Here is a 20,175-nt window from a genome sequence, read left to right as displayed (position 1 = left end):
AATTGCCATCATCTTGCTTGTAACGCCTTAGTGCTTGGCTACCGTGGTGTTGAGTTTCAAGTAATCCAGCAGAATCCGCCCGGTCTCGCTCAAATAGGCGTCGTCTTCTGGCTTGGTCTTGTCCGGCTCGGCCGCGATCGCGTCTTCGTCTTCTTTCTTCAGCTCTTTGAGCGGCTCTTCGCCCTTGGCCTTGCGCCGGATGTTTTCCATCACCAGTTGCTTGGCTTCGATATCGGCGTGTTGTGCACGGCGATCGGCTTCATTGAGGCTGACGGTTTTTTCTGCCATCAGTTTCTGCGCCAGGGCCAGTTTGTCGCGGATGAACACGAACTCCGCGTCCTTGGCCGAACGCACGTCATGCTCGGATTTGAGCTGAGTGATGTACGGTTTGAACGGATCGGTCGCCGGCTTGATCGCCGCGCGGATGGTGTCCCACGGCATGGCTTCCGGCAGGGCACTTTCGCCGATTTCCTTGGTGTCGATGATCGACGGGTAATCGATGTCCGGCAGTACGCCCTGATGCTGGGTGCTCTGGCCGGAAACCCGGTAGAACTTGGCCAGGGTCAGTTTCAGTTCGCCATGGTTCAGCGGCTGAATGGTCTGCACGGTGCCTTTGCCGAAGGTCTGGCCGCCGATGATCAGTGCGCGATGGTAGTCCTGCATGGCGCCGGCAAAAATCTCCGACGCCGAGGCGGACAAGCGGTTGACCAGCAATGCCATCGGGCCTTTGTAGAACGCGCCCGGGTTTTCATCTTCCAGCACATCGACCCGGCCGTCGGCGTTACGCACCAGCACGGTCGGACCTTTGTCGATGAACAGACTGGTCAGCTCGGTAGCTTCCTGCAAGGAACCGCCGCCGTTGTTGCGCAAATCGATGACCACGCCGTCGACTTTCTCTTTCTGCAACTCGGTCAGCAGTTTCTTGACGTCGCGAGTGGTGCTTTTGTAGTCCGGATCGCCGGCACGGAACGCCTTGAAGTCGAGGTAGAAGGCCGGAATCTCGATGACGCCGAGCTTGTAGTCCTTGCCATCCTGTTTCAGGTTGAGGACCGACTTTTTCACGGCCTGGTCTTCAAGCTTCACGGCTTCACGGGTGATTGGCACGATCTTGGAAGTCTGGTCGTTCGGCGCATTGCTGGCCGGAATCACTTCCAGGCGCACCACGGTGCCTTTCGGACCACGGATCAGCTTGACCACTTCATCCAGACGCCAGCCGACCACGTCGACCATCTCTTTGTTGCCCTGGGCAACGCCGATGATCTTGTCCGCCGGTGCAACCTGCTTGGTCTTGTCGGCCGGGCCGGCAGGCACCAGGCGCACGACTTTTACCTGATCGTTGTCGCTCTGCAATACGGCGCCGATGCCCTCGAGGGACAGGCTCATGTTGATGTCGAAGTTCTCCGCGTTATCTGGCGACAGATAATTGGTGTGCGGGTCGTAGGACATGGCGAAGGTGTTGATGTACGCCTGGAAGATGTCTTCCGCACGGGTCTGGTCCAGGCGCGCCAACTGGTTCTTGTAGCGCTTGGTCAGGGTTTCCTGAATCTGCTTGGAATCCTTGCCCGCAATCTTCTGCCGCAAGACTTCGTCCTTGACGCGTTTACGCCACAGGTCGTCGAGTTCAGCGGTGGATTTCAGCCAAGGGGCGTCCTTGCGATCAATCAGCAAGGTTTCCTTGGCGGTGAAGTCGATTTTGTCGACGCCCTTGTTCAGCTCTGCAAGGGCGAAGTCCAGACGCGCTTTGACGCGGTCCAGGTAGCGCTTGTAGATAGTGAACCCGGCGTTCAGGTCGCCGCTTTTGAGGAAATCGTCAAACTGGGTTTTCCACTTGTCGAATTCGGCAATGTCGCTGGCCATGAAATAGCTGCGCGACGGATCCAGAAGCTTGAGATAGCTGTCATAGATGATCACGGAGCGTGCGTCATCGAGCGGCGGCTTGCTGTAGTGATGGCGCTTGAGCAATTCGACGACGTTCAGGCTGGCGATCACTTCGTCACGATCAGGCTGAAGCTTGTCCCAGCTATTGGCTGCGAATGTATTGCTCGACATCGGCAACAGGCCGATACCAATGAATAGGGCTAGGGCGGTGCTGGGTAAAAAATGCTTCATGCTGATTCGACGCGGGGACAATTGATCACGCATATTAGGCCGTCTTTGAAGTCGCCGGTTCCACAGGGGCCGGTCGCATAATGCAAGAAAGCCCGGCGCTACAGCTACGGGCTCAGTCCAGACTCACTATGGAGGCACTGTGAAGGCATTGCAAGGCGTGGAAGGTCAAGTGGAGTGGGTTGAAGAGCCCAGTCCTACATGCGATGTAGGACAAGTTCGGATCCGAGTGGCGGCTGCGGGCCTCAATCGCGCCGATTTGTTACAGAAAGCAGGGCTTTATCCGCCACCGCCGGGAGCCAGTCAGGTACTGGGTCTTGAGTGTTCGGGGGTGATCAGCGAGGTCGGCCCGGGCTCGTCCTGGCAGGTCGGCGATCGGGTCTGCGCCTTGCTGGCCGGGGGCGGGATGGCCGAGGAGGTAGTTGTCGACGGACGGCACGTGCTGCCGGTCCCCGAAGGTTTGTCCCTGGCCGAGGCGGCGGCGTTGCCGGAAGTGTATGCGACCGTTTGGCTGAATTTGTTTCAACTGGCTGCGCTCAAACCGGGTGAGAAAGTTCTTCTGCACGCCGGAGCAAGTGGAATCGGTTCAGCTGCCATTCAGCTGTGCAAGGCCTTTGGCAACCCGTGCTGGGTCAGCGTCGGTTCCGCCGAACGTCTGGCTTACTGCGAAGCACTGGGTGCGCAGGGGGGTGTTGTGCGCACTGGCGACCTGGAGAGCTTGCGTGATCTGGGGCCGTTCGATGTGATTCTCGATCCGGTCGGTGGCAACTACGCCGCGCTGAACCTGAAAATGCTGGTGCTCGATGGTCGTTGGGTGCTGATCGGTTTGATGGGCGGTCGTGAAGCGAAGCTGGATCTGGCCCAGGTCCTGGCCAAACGCGTGCAACTGCTGGGATCGACCTTGCGCAGTCGCGATGAGCAGTTCAAGGCGGATTTGTTCAGTGATCTGAGCCAGCATGTGTGGCCGCTTTTTGCCGAAGGGCGGTTGAGTCCGCAGTTGGCGAAGTCATTCCCGATCAAGGACGCCGAAGCGGCGTTTGCGGAGTTGGCGAGTAATAAGGTGGCGGGGAAGTTGGTGCTGATAATCGACTCAAGCCTGGTTTAATCAATGTAGGAGCGAGCCTGCTCGCGATGGCGGAGTGTCAGTCGGCACAAATGTTGGCTGTTACACCGCCATCGTCGGAACGCCGCCCGGAGCAGGCTCGCTCCCACAGGGTTTTTGCGTTACTTCCAGAGATGGATTGGCCAGCCGGCTTTTTCGGCGTGTTCGAGCAGCACCGGATCCGGGTTCACCACGTGTGGGAAATCCACCTTCAACAGCAGCGGCAAATCGTTGCGCGAGTCGGAATAAAAACTCGCCCCTTCCAGGTTTTCCTCTTCCGCATCCAGCCACTCCAGCAAGCGGGTGATCTTGCCTTCGCGATAGGTCAGGGTGCCGACGGTGTGGCCGCTGTAAACCCCGTGCAACACTTCCAGCTCGATGCCGAGAATTTCGTCGATGCCCAAACGGTCGGCGATCGGCCTGACGAGGTGCGTGCCCGACGCCGAGATCACCAGAATCCGGTCACCGGCCTTGCGATGAGCGGCGATGGCTTTTGTCGCGTCACTGAAAATGATCGGCTCGATAAAGTCTTCCACCCACGGCCCGACCAGATGGTCGACCTCTTCGGGTGTGCGCCCGATCATCGGCTCCAGGCTGAAGGTCATGTAGTCCTCCATCCGCAGCTTGCCGTGGCTGTAGGCATCCATCAGTTCGTTGTTCTGACGCATGAACGACTCGGGATCGACCCAGCCCAGGCGGCCCATTTGCTCGCTCCAGAGGGTGGCGCAGTCGCCGTGGATCAGGGTTTCATCCAGATCAAAAATTGCCAGGGCCATCAGTGCAGTTCTCTCTTCGACATCAACAAAGGCATCAGGCTACCTCACGCAGGGCAGTCGGATCGATGGAAAGTGCCAGGCGCTGACCATCGGGGTGCAGATCAGCCGCCGAGCGGTTCAACACATCCACCACCAATTCCACGCCCCGGGCTTCGACCCGATAACGAATCACGTTGCCCAACAAACTGTGGCTGCGCACTTGCGCATCAAGCTCGCCGTTCAGGCTCAGCTCGATGGCTTCCGGGCGAATCGCGATGCGATGGCTGATCGGCCGCTGCAGCAGTTTCGAGGCGCTGTCGGGGTCCAGCAGGTTGTAGTTGCCGATGAAGCCTGCGGCAAACACATCCACTGGCGCGGTGTAGAGGGTTTCGGCGTCGCCGCTCTGTACGATCTTTCCCTGATTCATCAGGAAAATCCGGTCAGACATCGTCAGCGCTTCTTCCTGATCGTGTGTGACGAAGATCGTGGTCAGGCCGAGCTCGCGCTGGATCTGACGGATCTGTTCGCGCAGGTGCTTGCGAATCCGCGCATCGAGGGCCGACAGCGGTTCATCCAGCAACAACAGCCGTGGCCGCGTGACCAAGGAGCGGGCGAGGGCCACACGCTGGCACTGGCCGCCCGACAGTTGATGCGGGTAACGCGCGGCGAAGTCCTTCAACTCCACCAGTCCCAGCACTTCGGCGACGCGCTTCTGGCTGTCGTCGGCGTTGACCTTCTGCATGCGCAAGCCGAAGGCGACGTTTTGCTCCACGGTCATGTTCGGAAACAGCGCGTAGCTCTGGAAGACCATGCCGATCCCGCGTTTTTGCGGGCTCAACGGCACGATGTCGACGCCATCGAGCAGAATCTTGCCGCCATCCACCGAGGTCAGGCCGGCGATGCAACGCAACAGCGTGGATTTGCCGCAACCGGACGGGCCGAGGAGGGTGACGAATTCACCTTTCTGGATCTCGCAGTTGATGTCGCTGAATACCGTGGTGCCGGCATAGCTTTTTTGCAGGTGTTGGACGCTGACATAGCTCATTCGCTTTTGTCCTTGTTCAAGATATTGGCCGCCCAGGTCAGAACCAGCACAAAGAAGAAGTAGGAAATCACCAACGCACTGGTGAAGTGGCCGCTGCTGTTACGCATGTTGTTGAGGTAGACCTGCAGGGTTTCGTAGCGGGTGCCAACGAGGATGTTGGCGAACACGAATTCGCCGAACAGGAACGAGAACGACAGCAGCAACGCCACCATCAAACCCTTGCGCAGATTCGGCAGCACCACCAGGAACGCCGCTTGCCAGGTGTTGGCGCCCAGCAACTGAGCGGAGTCCATCAGGTCGCGCAGGTTGATCGCTTGCAGGTTGTTGGTGATCGCCCGGTACATGAACGGCAACGCGATGGTGAAGTAGCAGCCGATCAGAATCCACGGCGTACCGACCATCGCAAACGGACCCGAACCATAGAGCTGCAACAGCCCCACCGAGGACACCACCGGCGGCACCGCGAAGGGCAGCAGGATCAGGATGTTCATCAGCGCATCAAGTTTGGGGAAGTGGTAATGCACCACGAACAGCAGCGGCAGAATCAGCACCACCGACAGAATCAATGCGCCGACGCACACCAGCAGCGACTGCCCGAAGGCATGCAGAAAGCGCGGATCGCTCCACAGCTGGATGTACCACTTGAAGGTAAAGCCGCTGGGCAGAATGGTCGCCGACCAACTGCTGGAGATCGAGTAAATCAACGTCCCGGCCAGCGGCAGCAACAGAATGGCGAACAGCAAATACACCACCACCCGGTGATAGACACCGACGGGGCCCAGTTCAGCGCGAGACATGGTAGCTCCTCTTCAACAGCAGCTGATGCACGATGGTCACCAGGGTCATCAACGCCACGAGCACCACGGCCAGGGCGCTGGCCAGGTTCGGATCAAGGGAAATGTCGCCGGAGACCATCGCCGCGATGCGGATCGGCAGCACGTTGAAGTTGCCGGTGGTCAGCGCGTAGACGGTGGCGTAGGCGCCAAGCGCGTTGGCCAGCAGGATCACGAAGGTGCCGAGCAGCGCCGGCGTCAGCACCGGCAAACCGATGTGCCGCCAGAACTGCCAGCCGTTGGCGCCGAGCAGTTCGGCGGACTCACGCCAGTCTTCACGCAAGGCGTCGAAGGCCGGGTAGAGCAGCAGCACACCCAACGGAATCTGGAAGTAGGTGTAGAGAATGATCAGCCCGGTTTTCGAGTACAGGTTGAAGTCCTGAATGATCCCGGCCTGCTTGAGCATGATGGTGAAGCTGCCGTTGAAGCCCAGCAAAATGATGAACGCAAAGGCCAGGGGCACACCGGCGAAGTTGCTGGTCATGTTGGCGAAAGCATTCACGAAGTTACGCAGTTTCGAGTCGACCCGACGCAGGGAATAGGCGCCGAGCACCGCGATGATGATGCCGAATACGCTGGACCAGAAACTGATCTCGAGGCTGTACTGGATTGCCTGCAAATAGAACTTCGAATTGAAGATCTTGGTGAAGTTGGCCAGGCCCCAGCCGAACTCTTCCGATTGCAGGCTGTTGATCATCACCCACACCAGCGGGGCGATCTCGAACACGATAAAGAACAAGGCGAAAGGCACCAGGCACAAGGCTGCCAGCCATTTACCACGGGTCATGGCGTTCACTTGAGCAGCTCCCGACAGACAGGTTTGTCGTGGGCCACGCCCAGCAGTTCGCAGACGGTGCCGCAGATTTCAGTCTGTTTCGGTGCGGCGCTGGTGTTGAGGCTGAAAGCATCACCGAGGACGAACAGCGGCACTTCGCGTTCTTCCGGCAGCAGGCCGTTGTGCGAGCGGTCGTTGTTCATGCCGTGGTCGGCGGTCACCAGCACCTGATAGCCGCTGTCGAGCCAGCCTTGCAGATAATCCGCGAGGTAGATGTCGGCGAAGCGCGCACTGTTGCGGTATTGCGCAGTGTCGAGGCCGTGCTTGTGCCCGGCGTCGTCGATGTTCATGGGGTGGATCAACAAGAAGTTCGGCGCGTGGCGCAGGCGCAGGTTTTCGGCGTCGGCGAACAGGTGCGCATCCGGGTAGTGATCGCTCCAGTAGAAGTGCCCGTGCTGGATCGGCAGTTTCGGGTCGTCGGTGTGACGATCCCGGGCGGCCACGAACGGCGAGCGGTTATACAACTCGCTGACCCAGTGATAGGCCGCGGCGGCGGTGGTCAGGCCGGCATCCGTGGCGTAGTGATAAATGCTGCGCTGGTTGGACAGGCGCGAGACGTTGTTGTGGACGATTCCGCTCTCGATCGGCGGGACGCCGGTGAGGATGCATTCGTAAAGCGGTCGGGACAGGGCCGGCAGTTCGCACTCCAGTTTGTAGAGTGCCGCGCGTCCTGCGCCGACGTAAGCCTGCAGGTGCCCCATGGCGTGGCGCGCGACCTCGTAATTGAGGCCGTCGAGCACGACAAGGATGACGTTGTGCTTCATAGGGCAAAACTCCGCGAAACAGATGATTCGGGTACGCAACTAATCCCCCTGTGGGAGCGAGCCTGCTCGCGATGGCGGCGTGTCAGTCAACATATGTGCTGAATGTAAGTCCGCTATCGCGAGCAGGCTCGCTCCCACATTGGATCTCCAGTGGATCTCCAATGTGGGGATTACAGGATTACTTCATCTCGACGAGGACTTCTTCGTTCCACTTCTGCGGCAAAGCCTTGGAAGTCTTTTCCCACGCATCCGCGTCCTTGATCGGCGTGACCTTTTTGTACTGCTCGTTAGGCAGCAGCTTGGCCTGCACGTCAGCCGGCAGGGTGATGTGCTCGGCGCGGATCGGACGGGCGTTGCCTTTCGCCAGGTTGATCTGACCGGCATCGCTGAAGATGTATTCGCGGGTCAGCTTGGCGGCGTTCGGGTTCTTCGCGTATTTGTTGATGATGGTGGTGTAGCCGGAAATCACCGAGCCGTCGGACGGGATCAGCACCACGTAATCATCCGGGTTGGCCATCTTGGCTTTGTAGCTCAGGCCGTTGAAGTCCCAGACCACGCCGACTTCGATTTCACCCTTTTCCATCGTGGCGATGGTCGGGTTGGCCATGGACAGGCGGCCCTGTTTGGCGATGTCTGCAAACAACAACAGCGCTGGCTGCAGGTTCTTCTCGTCGCCACCGTTGGCCAGTGCCGCGGCCAGTACACCGTTGGCGGCCTGGGCGGCGGTGCTCACGTCGCCGATCGAGACCTTGTATTTGCCGGTTTTCAGGTCAGCCCACTTGGTTGGCGCTTCGGAGCCGTGCAGCAGCTTCTTGTTGACGATGAACGCGATGGTGCCGGTGTACGCCAGCGCCCAGTTGCCGTCCTTGTCTTTGGCCCAGTCCGGGATCTGGTCCCAAGTGCTTGGCTTGTAGGGTTGCACCACGCCTTGCTTGACCGCGATCGGGCCGAAAGCTGCGCCGACGTCGCCGATGTCGGCGCTGGCGTTGTCTTTCTCGGCGGCGAACTTGGCGATTTCCTGCGCCGAGCTCATGTCGGTGTCGATGTGTTTCAAACCGTATTTCGTGGCCAGGTCTGCCCAGGTGCCTTTCCAGTTGGCCCAGTCATCGGGCATGCCGACGCTATTGACCGCGCCTTCCGCTTTCGCAGCGGCTTCCAGGGTTTTCAAATCATCAGCGGCCATGGCGGCGGTGCACATGGCAATGGTCGAGCCTAACAGTGATGCCAGGAAAAGCTTTTTCATCCGAAGCTCCTTTGGGCGTTTTCAACGCTGCGATTGCGGTTGTGTTGGTCTAGGTCAGCAATACCTGAGCCAATTTAGGCGCCGCTGATGACATTTTGATGTCGACGATCGGTCGGCCTACATTTCTTACACGGTAAAGCTCAGGCTTGCGGGTAAGCGTAGACCATGGCTAAAGGGCTGATACGAAAGGACTTGGCCGTGATTTTGCAGGCGTCTGGCGTAACCGTTCGGCAACTTTGTCATCTGCCAGTCACAAGCAGTGCCTAGGCTTGCAGGGAGTTGATGGAGCCGGTTTGAATCACGGTTCTGCCCCGAAACAGTGCTGGTCTAGTCCAGATAGGTAACGTTGATGCGCATCGAGACCACCAAAGCAGTGACAGCCATCGGGCAGGTTCTGCAAGAACAGCTCGACCATGGCCTGTTGGCGCCGGGGAGCAAACTGCCGGCCGAGCGCAAGCTCAGTGAGTTGTTCGGTACCACGCGCATTACCGTGCGCGAAGCATTGTTGCAACTGGAAGCCCAAGGGCAGATTTATCGGGAGGAGCGTCGTGGCTGGTTCGTGTCGCCACCGCGCCTGGCGTACAACCTGATGCAGCGCAGTCACTTTCACGCGATGGTCAGTGCGCAGGGGCGGGTGCCGTCGACCGAGGTTATCTCGGCGCGGTTGCAACCGGCGTCGGCTGCGGTGTGTGCGTGGTTGCAGTTACCGGCGTTGTCCAGCGTGATCCAGATTTGCCGGGCGCGGCGCATTGATGAGCGGCTGGTGTTGTACGTGGAGCACTACCTGAATCCGCAGTATTTTCCGGGGATTCTGGATTTCGATCTGAATCAGTCGATCACCGAGCTGTACGCCAGGCATTACGACTTGCACTACGGTCGGGTGCGTTTCGAGATCGTGCCGACGGCGTTGTCGGTGGATGCGGCGGCGGCGTTACGGGTGTCGGTGGGGAGCCCGGGGTTGCGGATTGCCCGGGTCAATTACGATCAGCATGAACGGTTGATCGACTGTGACCTGGAGTTTTGGCGGCATGATGCGATTCATGTGGGTGTTGATGTGGTTTAGTCAGATAAACCGCGTCGTGGCCATCGCGAGCAGGCTCGCTCCCACATTTGAAATGCATTCCAAAGTGGGAGCGAGCCTGCTCGCGATGAGGCCCTGACAGCCACCCTATCAATCAAGTAGCAGACACATCCTTCTGCGGCCCACCACCCGCCGTAATCACCTGCACACTCATCCGTGGCGTCGCCAGATCCATCCCGGCCTCATCCAGATGCCGCTTCAGCGACAGATTGAACGCCCGTGAAACCTCCCACTGCTTGATCGGCGCGGTCTTGAACCGAGCCCGAAGAATCGCGTTGCCCGACTCGAAACTTTCCACCCCCTGAATCTCCAGCGGCGACCAGATATTGCGCCGTTGCAGCGGGTCGGTGCGCATCTTCTGGCCAACGTCGCGCATCAGTTTGATCGCCTCGTCGATGTCCATGCTGGAGGGCACCGCTACCCGGAAGATCGCGTAGCCGAATTCCCGGGAGTAGTTCTTGATGCTTTTGATTTCGCTGAACGGAATGGTGTGCACGATGCCATCGATGTCCCGCAGTCGAACGGTGCGGATGGTCAGGCCTTCGACAGTGCCGAGGTGGCCGCCGACGTCCACGTAGTCGTCGATGGCCAGGGAGTCCTCGATGATGATGAACAGGCCGGTGATCAAGTCTGCCACCAGCGACTGCGCACCGAAACCGATGGCCAGGCCGATCACACCGGCACCGGCCAGCAGGGGCGTGACGTTCATGCCCATGTTTGCCAGCGCAACGATCAGCGCAATGATGAAAATCGCCACGAACAGCACGTTGCGGATCAGCGGCATCATCGTCTGCGCGCGAGCATTGGCCAGGCCTTTGCGCGAGCGGGTGAGGGCGTGATGCACGGCGGTGTCGCTGAGGATCCAGATCAGCCAGGCAAAGATCAGCGTGCCGGCGAGGCTGAACAGTTTGACGCTGACTTCGTGGCCTTCGCCTTCAGTGAACGAGATCAAGGACATGCCCCAGACGCGCAGGCCCAGTTCGATGAAGAACAGCCACACCAACAGATGGGCGAGGGTGTAGAAGAAGCTTTTCAGGCGCTCCGAATACAGCGCATGACGCTTCACGCCGCGTTGTGGTTTGAGCGCATGTCGGCGCACCAGACCGTTGATGACCATGCACAACACCAGCAACACGGTGCAGATCAGCGCCTGGCGCAGTGCGGTGCTGGTGTCGCCGGCCGAGACGAAGGTGGCGAACAGCGAGATGCCCACCAGCACCAGGGCCGGTACGTACCAGAAGGTGCCCAGAATCTCGATAGTGTCGCTGAGCGCGCGGCGGGTCAGGCGCCGGGACAACGGCTGGTTGCGGATCAGGTGGGCGATGGGCCGGCGGAAGCGCAGGATGAACAACCCGGTGGACAGCGCGGCCAACACGTTGGCGACGGTGGCAGCGGTGTGAGCCAGGTGGCTGCCTAGGCTGGCGACCAGGCGCGGATCACTCAGTGCTTCACCGAACGCGGCGAAACTGCCGATCAGCCACAACGGCCTGAAGGCTTGATGCCGCAGGATGTACAAGGCGCGGTGGCGATGCGGGCCGTCGAGCAAGGAAAACGCGATCACGCAGATCGCCGAGAAGCACGTGCCGACCACCAGCGCATAGGCCAGCACCATGGCCAGGCTTTTGCCCAGTGAAGAGGGCAGGGCGTAACTCATGTAGACCGTAATGACCAAGGCAATCAGCCACGGCCCGAGTTTGCGCAGGGCGAAGCGCAACATGTCGAGGGCCTTGGGGTGTTGCGGCAGTTCTTCGGTCAAGCCGAAACGCATGCGCACCCGGTGACCGACCCAGATCAGCGCCGCGGCCAACAGACTCCAGACCATCAGAATCATGGCGAAGGCAAAGATGATCGGCAGCCACTCGTTGGCCGGCAGCATCAGCGCCACCAGTTCGTCCTTGGCCTGCTCAAACTCCTGCGACCAGCGCGTGAGCGGACTGCCGGCCCCGGAGAACTGTTTTTCGAAGTTGGCCAGCGTGCCGCCAATCAGGCCGAGTACGCCTTCTTCGGCGGCCGGTTGGGCCTTTTTGGTGACGTCGCGCAGCTTCTTCAGATCCGCCAGCAATTTGGTGCGCTGCTGATCGTTCTCCAGCGACTTGATGACTTCGTCCAGCGACTGCCCCAGCGGCTCTTGCGCCTCTGGCTGGGTTTTTGCCGAGTTGTTGAGCAGGCCCGGCAAACCGACTGCCTGGGCGGGCGCTATCGGCAGCAGCGTCATCAGGCAGACAAGGAAGAAGCATGGCAGGGCGAAAAGACGAGCGAACACTAGGCGGTCAACCTCGGGATGTACGGATCGACCGAGTGTACGAGCCCGTCAAAACCAATGCGAGCCAAGGGGAGGATTTATTCGTTGAGTTTGGCGAGGATCTTGAACACCACGGTGGCGAGGATCGTCAGCATGCCGATCCACATGGCGAACACGCCGGCGTTTTTGTCGCGAAAATTGAAACCGATTGCCAGCATGATCATCCCGGCAAGAATGGGGATCAGCATGGCGTGGAACGAGGACATCGAAATCATGGGTGACTGCCTTGTCGGAGGGTATGGATTAAGTCTAGGTGGCTTTTGGGCGACCGGTGGTGATGTGGGGCATAGATAAACCACACATAAAATTCAGGATGTGTGGCGAGAAAGCTTTTTGTGGCGAGGGGATTTATCCCCGTTGGGCTGCGCAGCGGCCCCAAAACCAGCACCGCGATCTTTCAGACAGACCGCATTCGCTGGCTTTGCGACCGCTGCGCGGTCGAACGGGGATAAATCCCCTCGCCACAGATAAATCCCCTCGCCAAAGGTTGGTCGTTGGGTCCGGGATTACGGCAATTCCTGGCAGGCGTAGAACGCGCTCAACACTTTGACCAGGTGGGCCAGGTCATGGCTGCCGCACAGTTCACGGATCGAGTGCATGGCGAACGTCGGCAGGCCGATGTCCACGGTGCGTACGCCCAGGTGGCTGGCGGTGATCGGGCCGATGGTCGAGCCGCAGCCCATGTCGCTGCGCACCACGAAGCTTTGCACCGGCACTTCTTCGGCCATGCACAGGTGGCGGAAGAACCCGGCGGTTTCGCTGTTGGTGGCGTAGCGCTGGTTGCTGTTGACCTTGATCACCGGGCCGGCGTTGAGTTTCGGGCCGTGGTTGGCGTCGTGTTTTTCCGCATAGTTGGGGTGCACGCCGTGGGCGTTGTCGGCCGAGACCAGCAAAGACTTCTGAATGGTACGGACGAACTCGTCACCTTCAGGCAGCAGACGACGCAAGGTTTGCTCAAGCATCGGACCGTCAGCCCCACAGGCCGAGCAGGAACCGACTTCTTCGTGGTCATTGCAGACCAGCACGCAGGTTTCGTCGGTTTCAGCGGTCAGCAAGGCTTGCAGGCCGGCATAGCACGACAGCAAGTTGTCCAGGCGGGCGCCGGCGATGAAGTCGCCGTGCAGACCGATGATCGCAGCGCTTTGGGTGTCGTAGAAGCTCAGCTCGTAATCGAGCACCACGTCGGCATTCAAGCCATGTTCCAGCGCCAACTGATTGGTGAGCACGGCGCGGAAGTCCACGCGCTCGTCACCGGCAAATTGCGCGAGGATCGGCGGCAGTTCGGTCTGCGCGTTGATGGCCCAGCCCATGTTGGCTTCACGATTGAGGTGAATGGCCAGGTTCGGGATGGTGGCGATCGGCGCCTTGAAGTCGATCAACTGGCTCTCGACCTTGCCGTCACGGCGGAACGTCACGCGGCCGGCCAGGGACAAATCGCGGTCAAACCACGGCGCCAGCAGCGCACCGCCGTAGACTTCGACGCCCAGTTGCCAGAAACCCTGGCGCTGCAGTTCCGGCTGGGGTTTGACCCGCAGGCACGGGCTGTCGGTGTGAGCGCCGACCAAACGGATACCGCCATGCAGGGGCGAATGACGTCCCATCTTGACCGCGACAATGGAGGAGTCGTTACGGGTGACGTAGTAACGACCATTGGCTTCGGTGTTCCAGGGCTCGCGCTCGTCAAGGCGCACAAAACCCGCCGCTTCCAGGCGCTGAACGAGGCTGGCAGTGGCATGGAACGGGGTAGGGGAGGCCTTGAGGAAGTCGATCAGGCCTTGGTTCAACTCTTCGCGCATAAGAAGCTCCAGACAGCAGTGGGCGGGAGTTTAACGTATTGGCCGGGGCCTTTGGGCATGACGTGAACAGGTCACGTCAGCTTGCAGCCGCTACCCGCTGTTTCAGGTACTTCATGATAATCCGCTCATCTTCAGGCTTTTCGGGCTTGGGCAGCTGCCGGGGCCAGGCGTTCTGATGAGTTTCCAGCAGCTTTTTCTGACGAGAGCGGTCCCAACGCAGGATCTCCCGTGAGGCACATTCCCACCATTCGTGTCGGCATGCCGTGTAGTACGGGTGATCGGGCGCAGCGCTGCCATAAAGCAGGTCGCGACCGACCTTTCTCATGGCACCACTCTGATTGCGCAGCTTCCATTTGATTTTCAGGCGCTGCCAAGCCGAAGGAAAGGGTTTGACCCGCGGCACGTCACGGCACAGTTGGACCAGCTCGAGGCTGAATCGCTCGCCATGCCGAGCGAAGAAATACGCCTGCATCGCATGGAAAAAACGTTTTTCCGCGAAGTAGTGATAGATGTATTTTTTTGCTTCATGAACCGGTTTGTCGCGCATCGCGAACGACAGGGCGATCTGTTCGATGGTGTGGATATCGAAGCCGTCCCGGGTGCATTCGTCGATGAGTTTGATCGACTCTTCGAACAGCGCGGCATCGCCGTCGGTCACGCCACACAATCCGCTGTTGTACAGCTTGAAGCCGTTTTCCGCAGTGACGCCATGAGCGCGCAGGCAACCGCCGAGCTTCACATAGTCGTCGCGTTCACACACGTCCTGCCAGTCGTACTCGAAGCGATCCATCAGGTAGTGCTGTGGCTGGATCTGTTTGAAGATCAGGTTCGGGTCGCTGGTGAACAGCGTGTCGGTATCGACGAACAGGGTTTTTTCCGCGAGCTGCAAGCCTGCGGCAATCGCGCAGGCCTTGCGGCGGTGGTGATAGCCGTTTTCGCCTTGCCACAGGGTCAGGGTTTCCTGGGGCAGCGTGACCGTTTCCACCGGCCAGCCGGCGTAGTCCTGAGGGCGATCCGTAAGGATCCTGATGCTGGGGAGTTTGCCGTTCCTGGCATGGGACAGTGCGGTCAAGATACTGAATTTGGCTTCGCGCCGGTAAACGTCCTGATTGCCATAGATCAGGTACAGCAGTTGGTTTCGGGTTTTCTTGACGGGTGTTGCCAAAGAAGCGGTACAACTCATCCGGATGGGTATCCTTTTAAAACGGGCACTGCCTGTCAGGCAGTGCTTAAAACGGCGCCGGGCATTCGAAACGCAAGCGTTCGCCGGTCTGGGGATGGGTGAAGCTGAGCATGCTGGCGTGCAGGCACAACCGTGGCCAAGCGGCCAGTGCCTGTTCGTGGGCGTAGAGCCCGTCACCCAATAGCGGGTGGCCGATGGAAAGCATGTGAACGCGTAACTGGTGGGACCGACCGGTGATCGGCGTCAGTTCGACGCGGCACCAGTCGCCACAACGCTCCAGCACTCGCCAGAAGGTCAGGGCGTGTTTGCCGAACTCGTGGTCCACTACGTGGCGTGGCTTGGTGGGCGGATCGTAGCGCAAGGGCAGGTCGATGCTGCCGCTGTCCAGCTCCGGTTGTCCCCAGCACAGGGCGGTGTAGGCTTTTTCGGTTTCGCGGTCATGAAATTGCCGAGACAACTCCCGATGAGTGTCCGGGTCACGGGCCAGCAAAATGATGCCGGACGTTTCCCAGTCCAGGCGATGGACGATTCGCGCTTCCGGGTAGCCGTTTTCTTGCAGGCGGGTGATCAGGCAGTCCTTGTTGTCATCGGCCCGGCCAGGGACAGAGAGCAGCAGGGTCGGTTTATCCACCACCAGTACGGCGGCGTCCTGATGGATGATACGGATGTTGGACAACGGCATTAAAACAGCCTCGTAACAAACGCCAACGGCGACTCAGGCCCCTTCCAGTGACAGAAGGGTCCTGCGCCGCCGTGGCTCCCGCTGGATCGACTAGCGATCCGGCAGGGTGATATTGAGTTCCAGAATCGAGCAGCTGCCCTGGTTTTCCAGTGCGACGTGCACATCGTCGGACCCGATATTGACGTACTTGCGGATCACTTCCACCAGTTCCTTCTGCAAGGCTGGCAGGTAGTCCGGCGTGCTGCGCTGGCCGCGTTCATGCGCCACGATGATCTGTAGACGCTCTTTCGCTACCGACGCGGTGCTGACCTTTTTGCTGGCACGAAAGAAGTCAAAAAGATTCATTATCTACCTCCAAACAGGCGCTCGAAGAAGCCCTTCTTCGTCACATCGAGAAAACGATGTTCCACGGTTTTGCCCAGCATACGATCGACCGCATCGCTGTACGCCTGACCGGCGTCGCTCTGGTCGTCGAGAATCACGGGCACGCCCGAGTTGGAAGCCTTGAGTACTGCCTGGGATTCAGGAATGACACCCAGCAGGGCAACCGCCAGGATTTCCTTGACGTCTTCAACGCCCAGCATCTCGCCATCACTCACGCGCTGCGGGTTGTAGCGGGTCAGCAACAGGTGTTCCTTGATCGGGTCTTCGCCGTTTTCGGCGCGACGGGATTTGCTCGCCAGCAGGCCCAGCATGCGGTCCGAGTCACGTACCGAGGACACTTCCGGGTTGGTCACGATAATCGCTTCATCAGCGAAGTACATGGCCAGGTGGGCGCCTTTCTCGATGCCGGCAGGGGAGTCGCAGACCACGTATTCGAAGTCTTCTTTCAACGCCATCAGGACTTTTTCAACGCCTTCCACGGTCAGCGCGTCTTTGTCGCGGGTCTGACTGGCGGCCAGGACGTAGAGGTTTTCCAGGCGTTTGTCTTTGATCAGGGCTTGTTGCAGGTTGGCTTCGCCGTTCACAACGTTGACGAAGTCATACACCACGCGGCGCTCGCAACCCATGATCAGGTCGAGGTTACGCAAACCGACGTCGAAGTCGACGATGACTGTTTTGTGGCCGCGCAGAGCGAGGCCGGTACCGATAGCGGCGCTGGTGGTGGTCTTACCCACACCACCCTTGCCGGATGTAACCACTAGAATCTTGGCCAAGGTGTTTCACCCCTAAGGAAAAAGGACTTTTAGCCCCTGAAAAACATCTCTTGAAAAACTACTGCAGTCGGACAGCCTTGGCTGGAATCCGGTCCAGAACAGCGATAAACACTGCGTTTGGCCTTTTTCCTACTTCGTTTGAGCCGTTTTCGCTACGTTTTAGAGATGCTTGGAAAATGCGGCAGTATCCGTTAAAGCCGAATGATGTTCAACACGTCGCCTGACAGGCTGACTTGCACACCCGCACCCCACAAAGGGTCGCGACGCAAATCCTCGGAAACCTTGTAGTGACCGGCGATGGAGACCAGTTCAGCGCTCATTTGCTGACAGAAAATCCTGGCTTTCGTGTCGCCTTTGACCCCGGCCAACACGCGACCGCGCATCGGGCCGTATACATGGATGTTCCCATCGGCGAGAAGTTCCGCACCCGGGCTGACCGACGAGATCACCACCAGATCGCAGCCCTGGGCATAAATCTGCTGGCCACCGCGTACTGGCGACGTGATGATTTTGGTCGGTTTGATGGTGGGCTCGGGCGGCTTTTCCGGCTTTTTCTTGACGACGCCTTCAAGCGGGTCAAGAGGGCGCTCACGGGCGCCAGACGGCGGCAGCACCGGCAAATCCACCGCGATGGCGGCGGCGATGTCTTCGATTCGGCTGGCACGGATCGCCAGGGTGCGCAGGCCATGCTGGCGGCACACGCGCATCAGGCCCGGCAGATCAACGGCGCCTTCACTGGCCGGGAGTTTGTCCAGGGCCAGCACCAGCGGCGCGTTGCTGAAGAAATTAGGCGCCTGGGCGACCTTGGCGGCCAGTTGCCGATCAAGGTTCTCGAGGTCGTTGCGGGCCAGCTCCAGCACCGTAATGGCGAGCATGCTGCCCTTCAACTGGAACACGGGATCCTGGTCTTGCGGTTCGGTTTGGCTCATGGTCGGCATACAACGGCTTGTCACTAAAAGTGCCGAGACTTATAACGAGAACGCCCGCAAGCCGCAAGCCGGGTCGAACGATGTAGAATGCGCGGCCATTGTCTTTCCGGAACCTTTAATGGATCGCCCGCGTTTTCGAAAAACATTTCTTATGCCGCGTTTCTGGCCGCTGTGGTGTGGCTTGGGACTGTTGTGGCTGATTGTTCAGTTGCCGTATCCGGCGCTGCTGTTGATCGGCCGCCTGCTCGGTGCCTTGATGTATCGGCTGGCCGGCGACCGACGGCGCATTGCCAAGCGCAATCTGGAGCTGTGTTTCCCTGAAAAGTCCGCCGACGAACGCAAGCGCCTGCTCAAGGCAAACTTCGCCTCCACCGGCATCGCCTTCTTTGAAATGGCCATGAGCTGGTGGTGGTCGCGTCAACGTCTGGCGAAGCTGGCCCATGTCGAAGGCCTGGAGCATCTGAAAAAGGCCCAGCGCGAAGGCAAGGGCGTGATTCTGATGGCGGTGCATTTCACCACGCTGGAAATCGGCGCGGCGCTATTGGGGCAACAGCACACCATCGACGGCATGTATCGCGAACACAAAAACCCGCTGTTCGACTACATCCAGCGCCGGGGCCGCGAGCGGCACAACCTCGATTCGCTGGCGGTTGAGCGCGATGACGTGCGCGGCATGCTCAAACTGCTGCGGGCCGGTCGCGCAATCTGGTACGCACCGGATCAGGACTACGGCGCCAAGCAAAGCATTTTCGTGCCGCTGTTCGGCATTCAGGCTGCGACGGTCACGGCCACCAGCAAGTTTGCCCGGCTGGGCAAGGCGCTGGTGGTGCCGTTCACCCAGGAGCGTCTGGCGGACGGCAGCGGCTATCGGTTGATGATTCACCCGCCGCTCGAAGGTTTCCCCGGCGAGACCGAGGAGGCCGATTGCCTGCGGATCAATCAGTGGGTCGAAGGCGCCTTGCGCGAATGTCCGGAGCAATACCTCTGGGCCCATCGGCGCTTCAAGAGCCGTCCACCGGGCGAGCCGAAGTTGTACAAGAAACGCGCCTGAATCACCCATCCGTTTAAGCACCATGGAGTGTTGCGATGAGTCCTGCTGAACCGGTTACAGGGTTGATTCTTTCCGGCGGCGGGGCTCGGGCGGCGTATCAGGTGGGTGTGCTGGCGGCGATTGCCGAGTTGCTGCCGCTGGGTGCAGACAATCCGTTTCCGGTGATCGTCGGCACCTCGGCCGGGGCGATCAACGCGGTCAGCCTGGCCAGCGGGGCGATGGATTTTCGCGGAGCGATCGAGCGCTTGACCGCGTTCTGGCAGGGCTTTCGCAGTCATCTGGTGTTGCGCAGCGACTGGCCCGGCGTGATCAGCCAGGCCAGCCGTTTTGTCAGCCACAGTTTGCTGGGCATCGGCGCGCAGGTTCCGGTGGCCTTGCTCAACAGTTCGCCGCTTCGCGGATTGCTCAACGACAAACTGCACATGAACGGCATTGCCGAGTCCATCGCCCAGAAGCAGTTGCAGGCGGTGGCGGTCACGGCGTTCGGTTACGAATCCGGGCAGGCCGTCACGTTCTACCAGGGCGGTGGCACCATCGATGCCTGGTTGCGCCATCGACGGATCGGCGTCCCTACGCAATTGACCGTCGATCATTTGTTGGCCAGCTCGGCGATTCCGCTGTTGTTCGCGCCGGTGAAGATCGGCGAAGAGTATTTCGGCGACGGCGCGGTACGCCAATCAGCACCGATCAGCCCGGCCCTGCACCTGGGCGCCAGCCGAGTGCTGGTGGTGGGCGTCAGCGGCAACCCGCGCGGGGTCGACCCGGAGCAGCCGCTGCAACGGGCCTATACCGGTCAGCAGCCGACGCTGGCGCAGATCGGCGGGCACATGCTCAACAGTACGTTCATTGACAGCCTGGAAAGTGACATCGAGTTGTTGCAGCGTCTGAATCAGTTCAGCCACTTGCTGCCCGATGGCACGCCATCGCGCGCGTTGGGTGTGGCGCCGGTGGAGGTGCTGGTGATTTCGCCGAGTCAGCCGATCGATGAAATTGCAGCGCGGCATCGGCAAGAGTTGCCGGCAGCGTTACGCCTGTTTCTGCGCGGGCCGGGGGCGACCAAGACGAGCGGGGCGGGAGTGCTGAGTTATCTGCTGTTCGAGGCGGGGTATTGCAGCGAGTTGATTGATCTGGGGCGTCGGGATGCGTTGGCCAAACGCGGGGAGTTGTGCCGGTTTCTTGGATTGTCGGAGCCGGTGGTTTCTGTCTGAGGTCGGCGGTGTTGCTATCGCTAGCAGGCTAGCTCCCACAGGGGATCTTCAGCGCGACGAAGATCAACTGTGGGAGCTAGCCTGCTAGCGATGGCGTCCTTAC

At 59.8% G+C, this 20,175-nt stretch carries 19 protein-coding genes; 4 read left to right on the top strand and 15 right to left on the bottom strand.

Features of this window, described 5'->3' with window-relative positions:
* Positions 1–27: 27 nt before the first annotated feature.
* Positions 28–2,109 (bottom strand): carboxy terminal-processing peptidase, encoded by a 2,082-nt coding sequence (locus ACRC4F_RS19080; RefSeq protein ID WP_438660737.1) that lies wholly within the window; start codon positions 2,107–2,109, stop codon positions 28–30.
* A 139-nt stretch (positions 2,110–2,248) separates the two neighbouring features.
* Between ACRC4F_RS19080 and ACRC4F_RS19075 the strand changes: the two genes are divergently transcribed.
* On the top strand, positions 2,249–3,211 hold the full coding sequence (locus ACRC4F_RS19075) for a zinc-binding dehydrogenase (protein ID WP_438660736.1): 963 nt from the start codon (positions 2,249–2,251) through the stop codon (positions 3,209–3,211).
* Positions 3,212–3,330: 119 nt separating this feature from the next.
* On the opposite strand, the gene ACRC4F_RS19070 is transcribed toward ACRC4F_RS19075, so the two are convergent.
* From ACRC4F_RS19070 to ACRC4F_RS19045, 6 genes are all read right to left on the bottom strand, one after another.
* Entirely contained in the window at positions 3,331–3,984 is a 654-nt protein-coding gene (locus ACRC4F_RS19070; RefSeq protein ID WP_438660735.1) for an HAD family hydrolase, read from the bottom strand.
* Positions 3,985–4,018: 34 nt separating this feature from the next.
* A complete protein-coding gene (locus ACRC4F_RS19065; RefSeq protein WP_438660734.1) occupies positions 4,019–5,008 on the bottom strand; it encodes an ABC transporter ATP-binding protein in 990 nt (329 codons plus the stop codon).
* The gene (locus ACRC4F_RS19060; protein ID WP_438660733.1) at positions 5,005–5,805 is read right to left on the bottom strand and encodes an ABC transporter permease; all 801 of its coding nucleotides are present in this window, start codon (positions 5,803–5,805) and stop codon (positions 5,005–5,007) included. Before ACRC4F_RS19060 ends, ACRC4F_RS19065 begins: the two co-directional genes overlap by 4 nt.
* A complete protein-coding gene (locus tag ACRC4F_RS19055; RefSeq protein ID WP_154501365.1) occupies positions 5,792–6,628 on the bottom strand; it encodes an ABC transporter permease in 837 nt (278 codons plus the stop codon). Before ACRC4F_RS19055 ends, ACRC4F_RS19060 begins: the two co-directional genes overlap by 14 nt.
* Before the next feature lie 5 nt (positions 6,629–6,633).
* Positions 6,634–7,440 (bottom strand): alkaline phosphatase family protein, encoded by an 807-nt coding sequence (locus tag ACRC4F_RS19050; protein WP_438660732.1) that lies wholly within the window; start codon positions 7,438–7,440, stop codon positions 6,634–6,636.
* Positions 7,441–7,618: 178 nt separating this feature from the next.
* Positions 7,619–8,683, bottom strand: a complete 1,065-nt coding sequence (locus ACRC4F_RS19045) for an ABC transporter substrate-binding protein (RefSeq protein WP_438660731.1) — start codon at positions 8,681–8,683, stop codon at positions 7,619–7,621.
* Between the two features lie 349 nt (positions 8,684–9,032).
* Here ACRC4F_RS19045 and ACRC4F_RS19040 point away from each other — a divergent pair, with 349 nt between their 5' ends.
* Positions 9,033–9,746 (top strand): UTRA domain-containing protein, encoded by a 714-nt coding sequence (locus ACRC4F_RS19040; RefSeq protein ID WP_010456716.1) that lies wholly within the window; start codon positions 9,033–9,035, stop codon positions 9,744–9,746.
* A gap of 112 nt (positions 9,747–9,858) precedes the next feature.
* On the opposite strand, the gene ACRC4F_RS19035 is transcribed toward ACRC4F_RS19040, so the two are convergent.
* The 8 genes from ACRC4F_RS19035 to minC form a co-directional block, all read right to left on the bottom strand.
* Positions 9,859–12,027 carry a mechanosensitive ion channel family protein gene (locus ACRC4F_RS19035; RefSeq protein WP_438660730.1) on the bottom strand — a complete coding sequence of 723 codons (2,169 nt, stop codon included), beginning with the start codon at positions 12,025–12,027 and terminating at the stop codon, positions 9,859–9,861.
* A 77-nt stretch (positions 12,028–12,104) separates the two neighbouring features.
* The gene (locus tag ACRC4F_RS19030) at positions 12,105–12,281 is read right to left on the bottom strand and encodes a hypothetical protein (RefSeq protein ID WP_178082289.1); all 177 of its coding nucleotides are present in this window, start codon (positions 12,279–12,281) and stop codon (positions 12,105–12,107) included.
* A gap of 291 nt (positions 12,282–12,572) precedes the next feature.
* Positions 12,573–13,862, bottom strand: a complete 1,290-nt coding sequence (locus tag ACRC4F_RS19025) for a M18 family aminopeptidase (RefSeq protein ID WP_438660729.1) — start codon at positions 13,860–13,862, stop codon at positions 12,573–12,575.
* A 76-nt stretch (positions 13,863–13,938) separates the two neighbouring features.
* Complete coding sequence (locus ACRC4F_RS19020; RefSeq protein WP_438660728.1) at positions 13,939–15,045, bottom strand: hypothetical protein; 1,107 nt, start codon at positions 15,043–15,045, stop codon at positions 13,939–13,941.
* Between the two features lie 46 nt (positions 15,046–15,091).
* On the bottom strand, positions 15,092–15,727 hold the full coding sequence (locus ACRC4F_RS19015) for an RluA family pseudouridine synthase (protein ID WP_030131660.1): 636 nt from the start codon (positions 15,725–15,727) through the stop codon (positions 15,092–15,094).
* Positions 15,728–15,817: 90 nt separating this feature from the next.
* Positions 15,818–16,072, bottom strand: coding sequence for a cell division topological specificity factor MinE (gene minE, locus ACRC4F_RS19010; RefSeq protein WP_007898843.1), 255 nt, complete (start codon positions 16,070–16,072; stop codon positions 15,818–15,820).
* Complete coding sequence (gene minD / locus ACRC4F_RS19005) at positions 16,072–16,884, bottom strand: septum site-determining protein MinD (protein ID WP_438660727.1); 813 nt, start codon at positions 16,882–16,884, stop codon at positions 16,072–16,074. The genes minE and minD overlap by 1 nt, the downstream gene beginning before the upstream one ends.
* Before the next feature lie 191 nt (positions 16,885–17,075).
* Positions 17,076–17,813, bottom strand: a complete 738-nt coding sequence (minC, locus tag ACRC4F_RS19000) for a septum site-determining protein MinC (protein ID WP_438660726.1) — start codon at positions 17,811–17,813, stop codon at positions 17,076–17,078.
* A 118-nt stretch (positions 17,814–17,931) separates the two neighbouring features.
* Here minC and ACRC4F_RS18995 point away from each other — a divergent pair, with 118 nt between their 5' ends.
* Positions 17,932–18,864 (top strand): lipid A biosynthesis lauroyl acyltransferase, encoded by a 933-nt coding sequence (locus ACRC4F_RS18995; RefSeq protein WP_438660725.1) that lies wholly within the window; start codon positions 17,932–17,934, stop codon positions 18,862–18,864.
* A 35-nt stretch (positions 18,865–18,899) separates the two neighbouring features.
* Complete coding sequence (locus ACRC4F_RS18990) at positions 18,900–20,072, top strand: patatin-like phospholipase family protein (RefSeq protein ID WP_438660724.1); 1,173 nt, start codon at positions 18,900–18,902, stop codon at positions 20,070–20,072.
* The last annotated feature ends 103 nt before the right edge of the window (positions 20,073–20,175 follow it).

This window comes from Pseudomonas sp. (genome assembly GCF_051660785.1).
Lineage (GTDB): Bacteria > Pseudomonadota > Gammaproteobacteria > Pseudomonadales > Pseudomonadaceae > Aquipseudomonas.
This window is presented reverse-complemented; position numbering and strand designations above follow the sequence as displayed.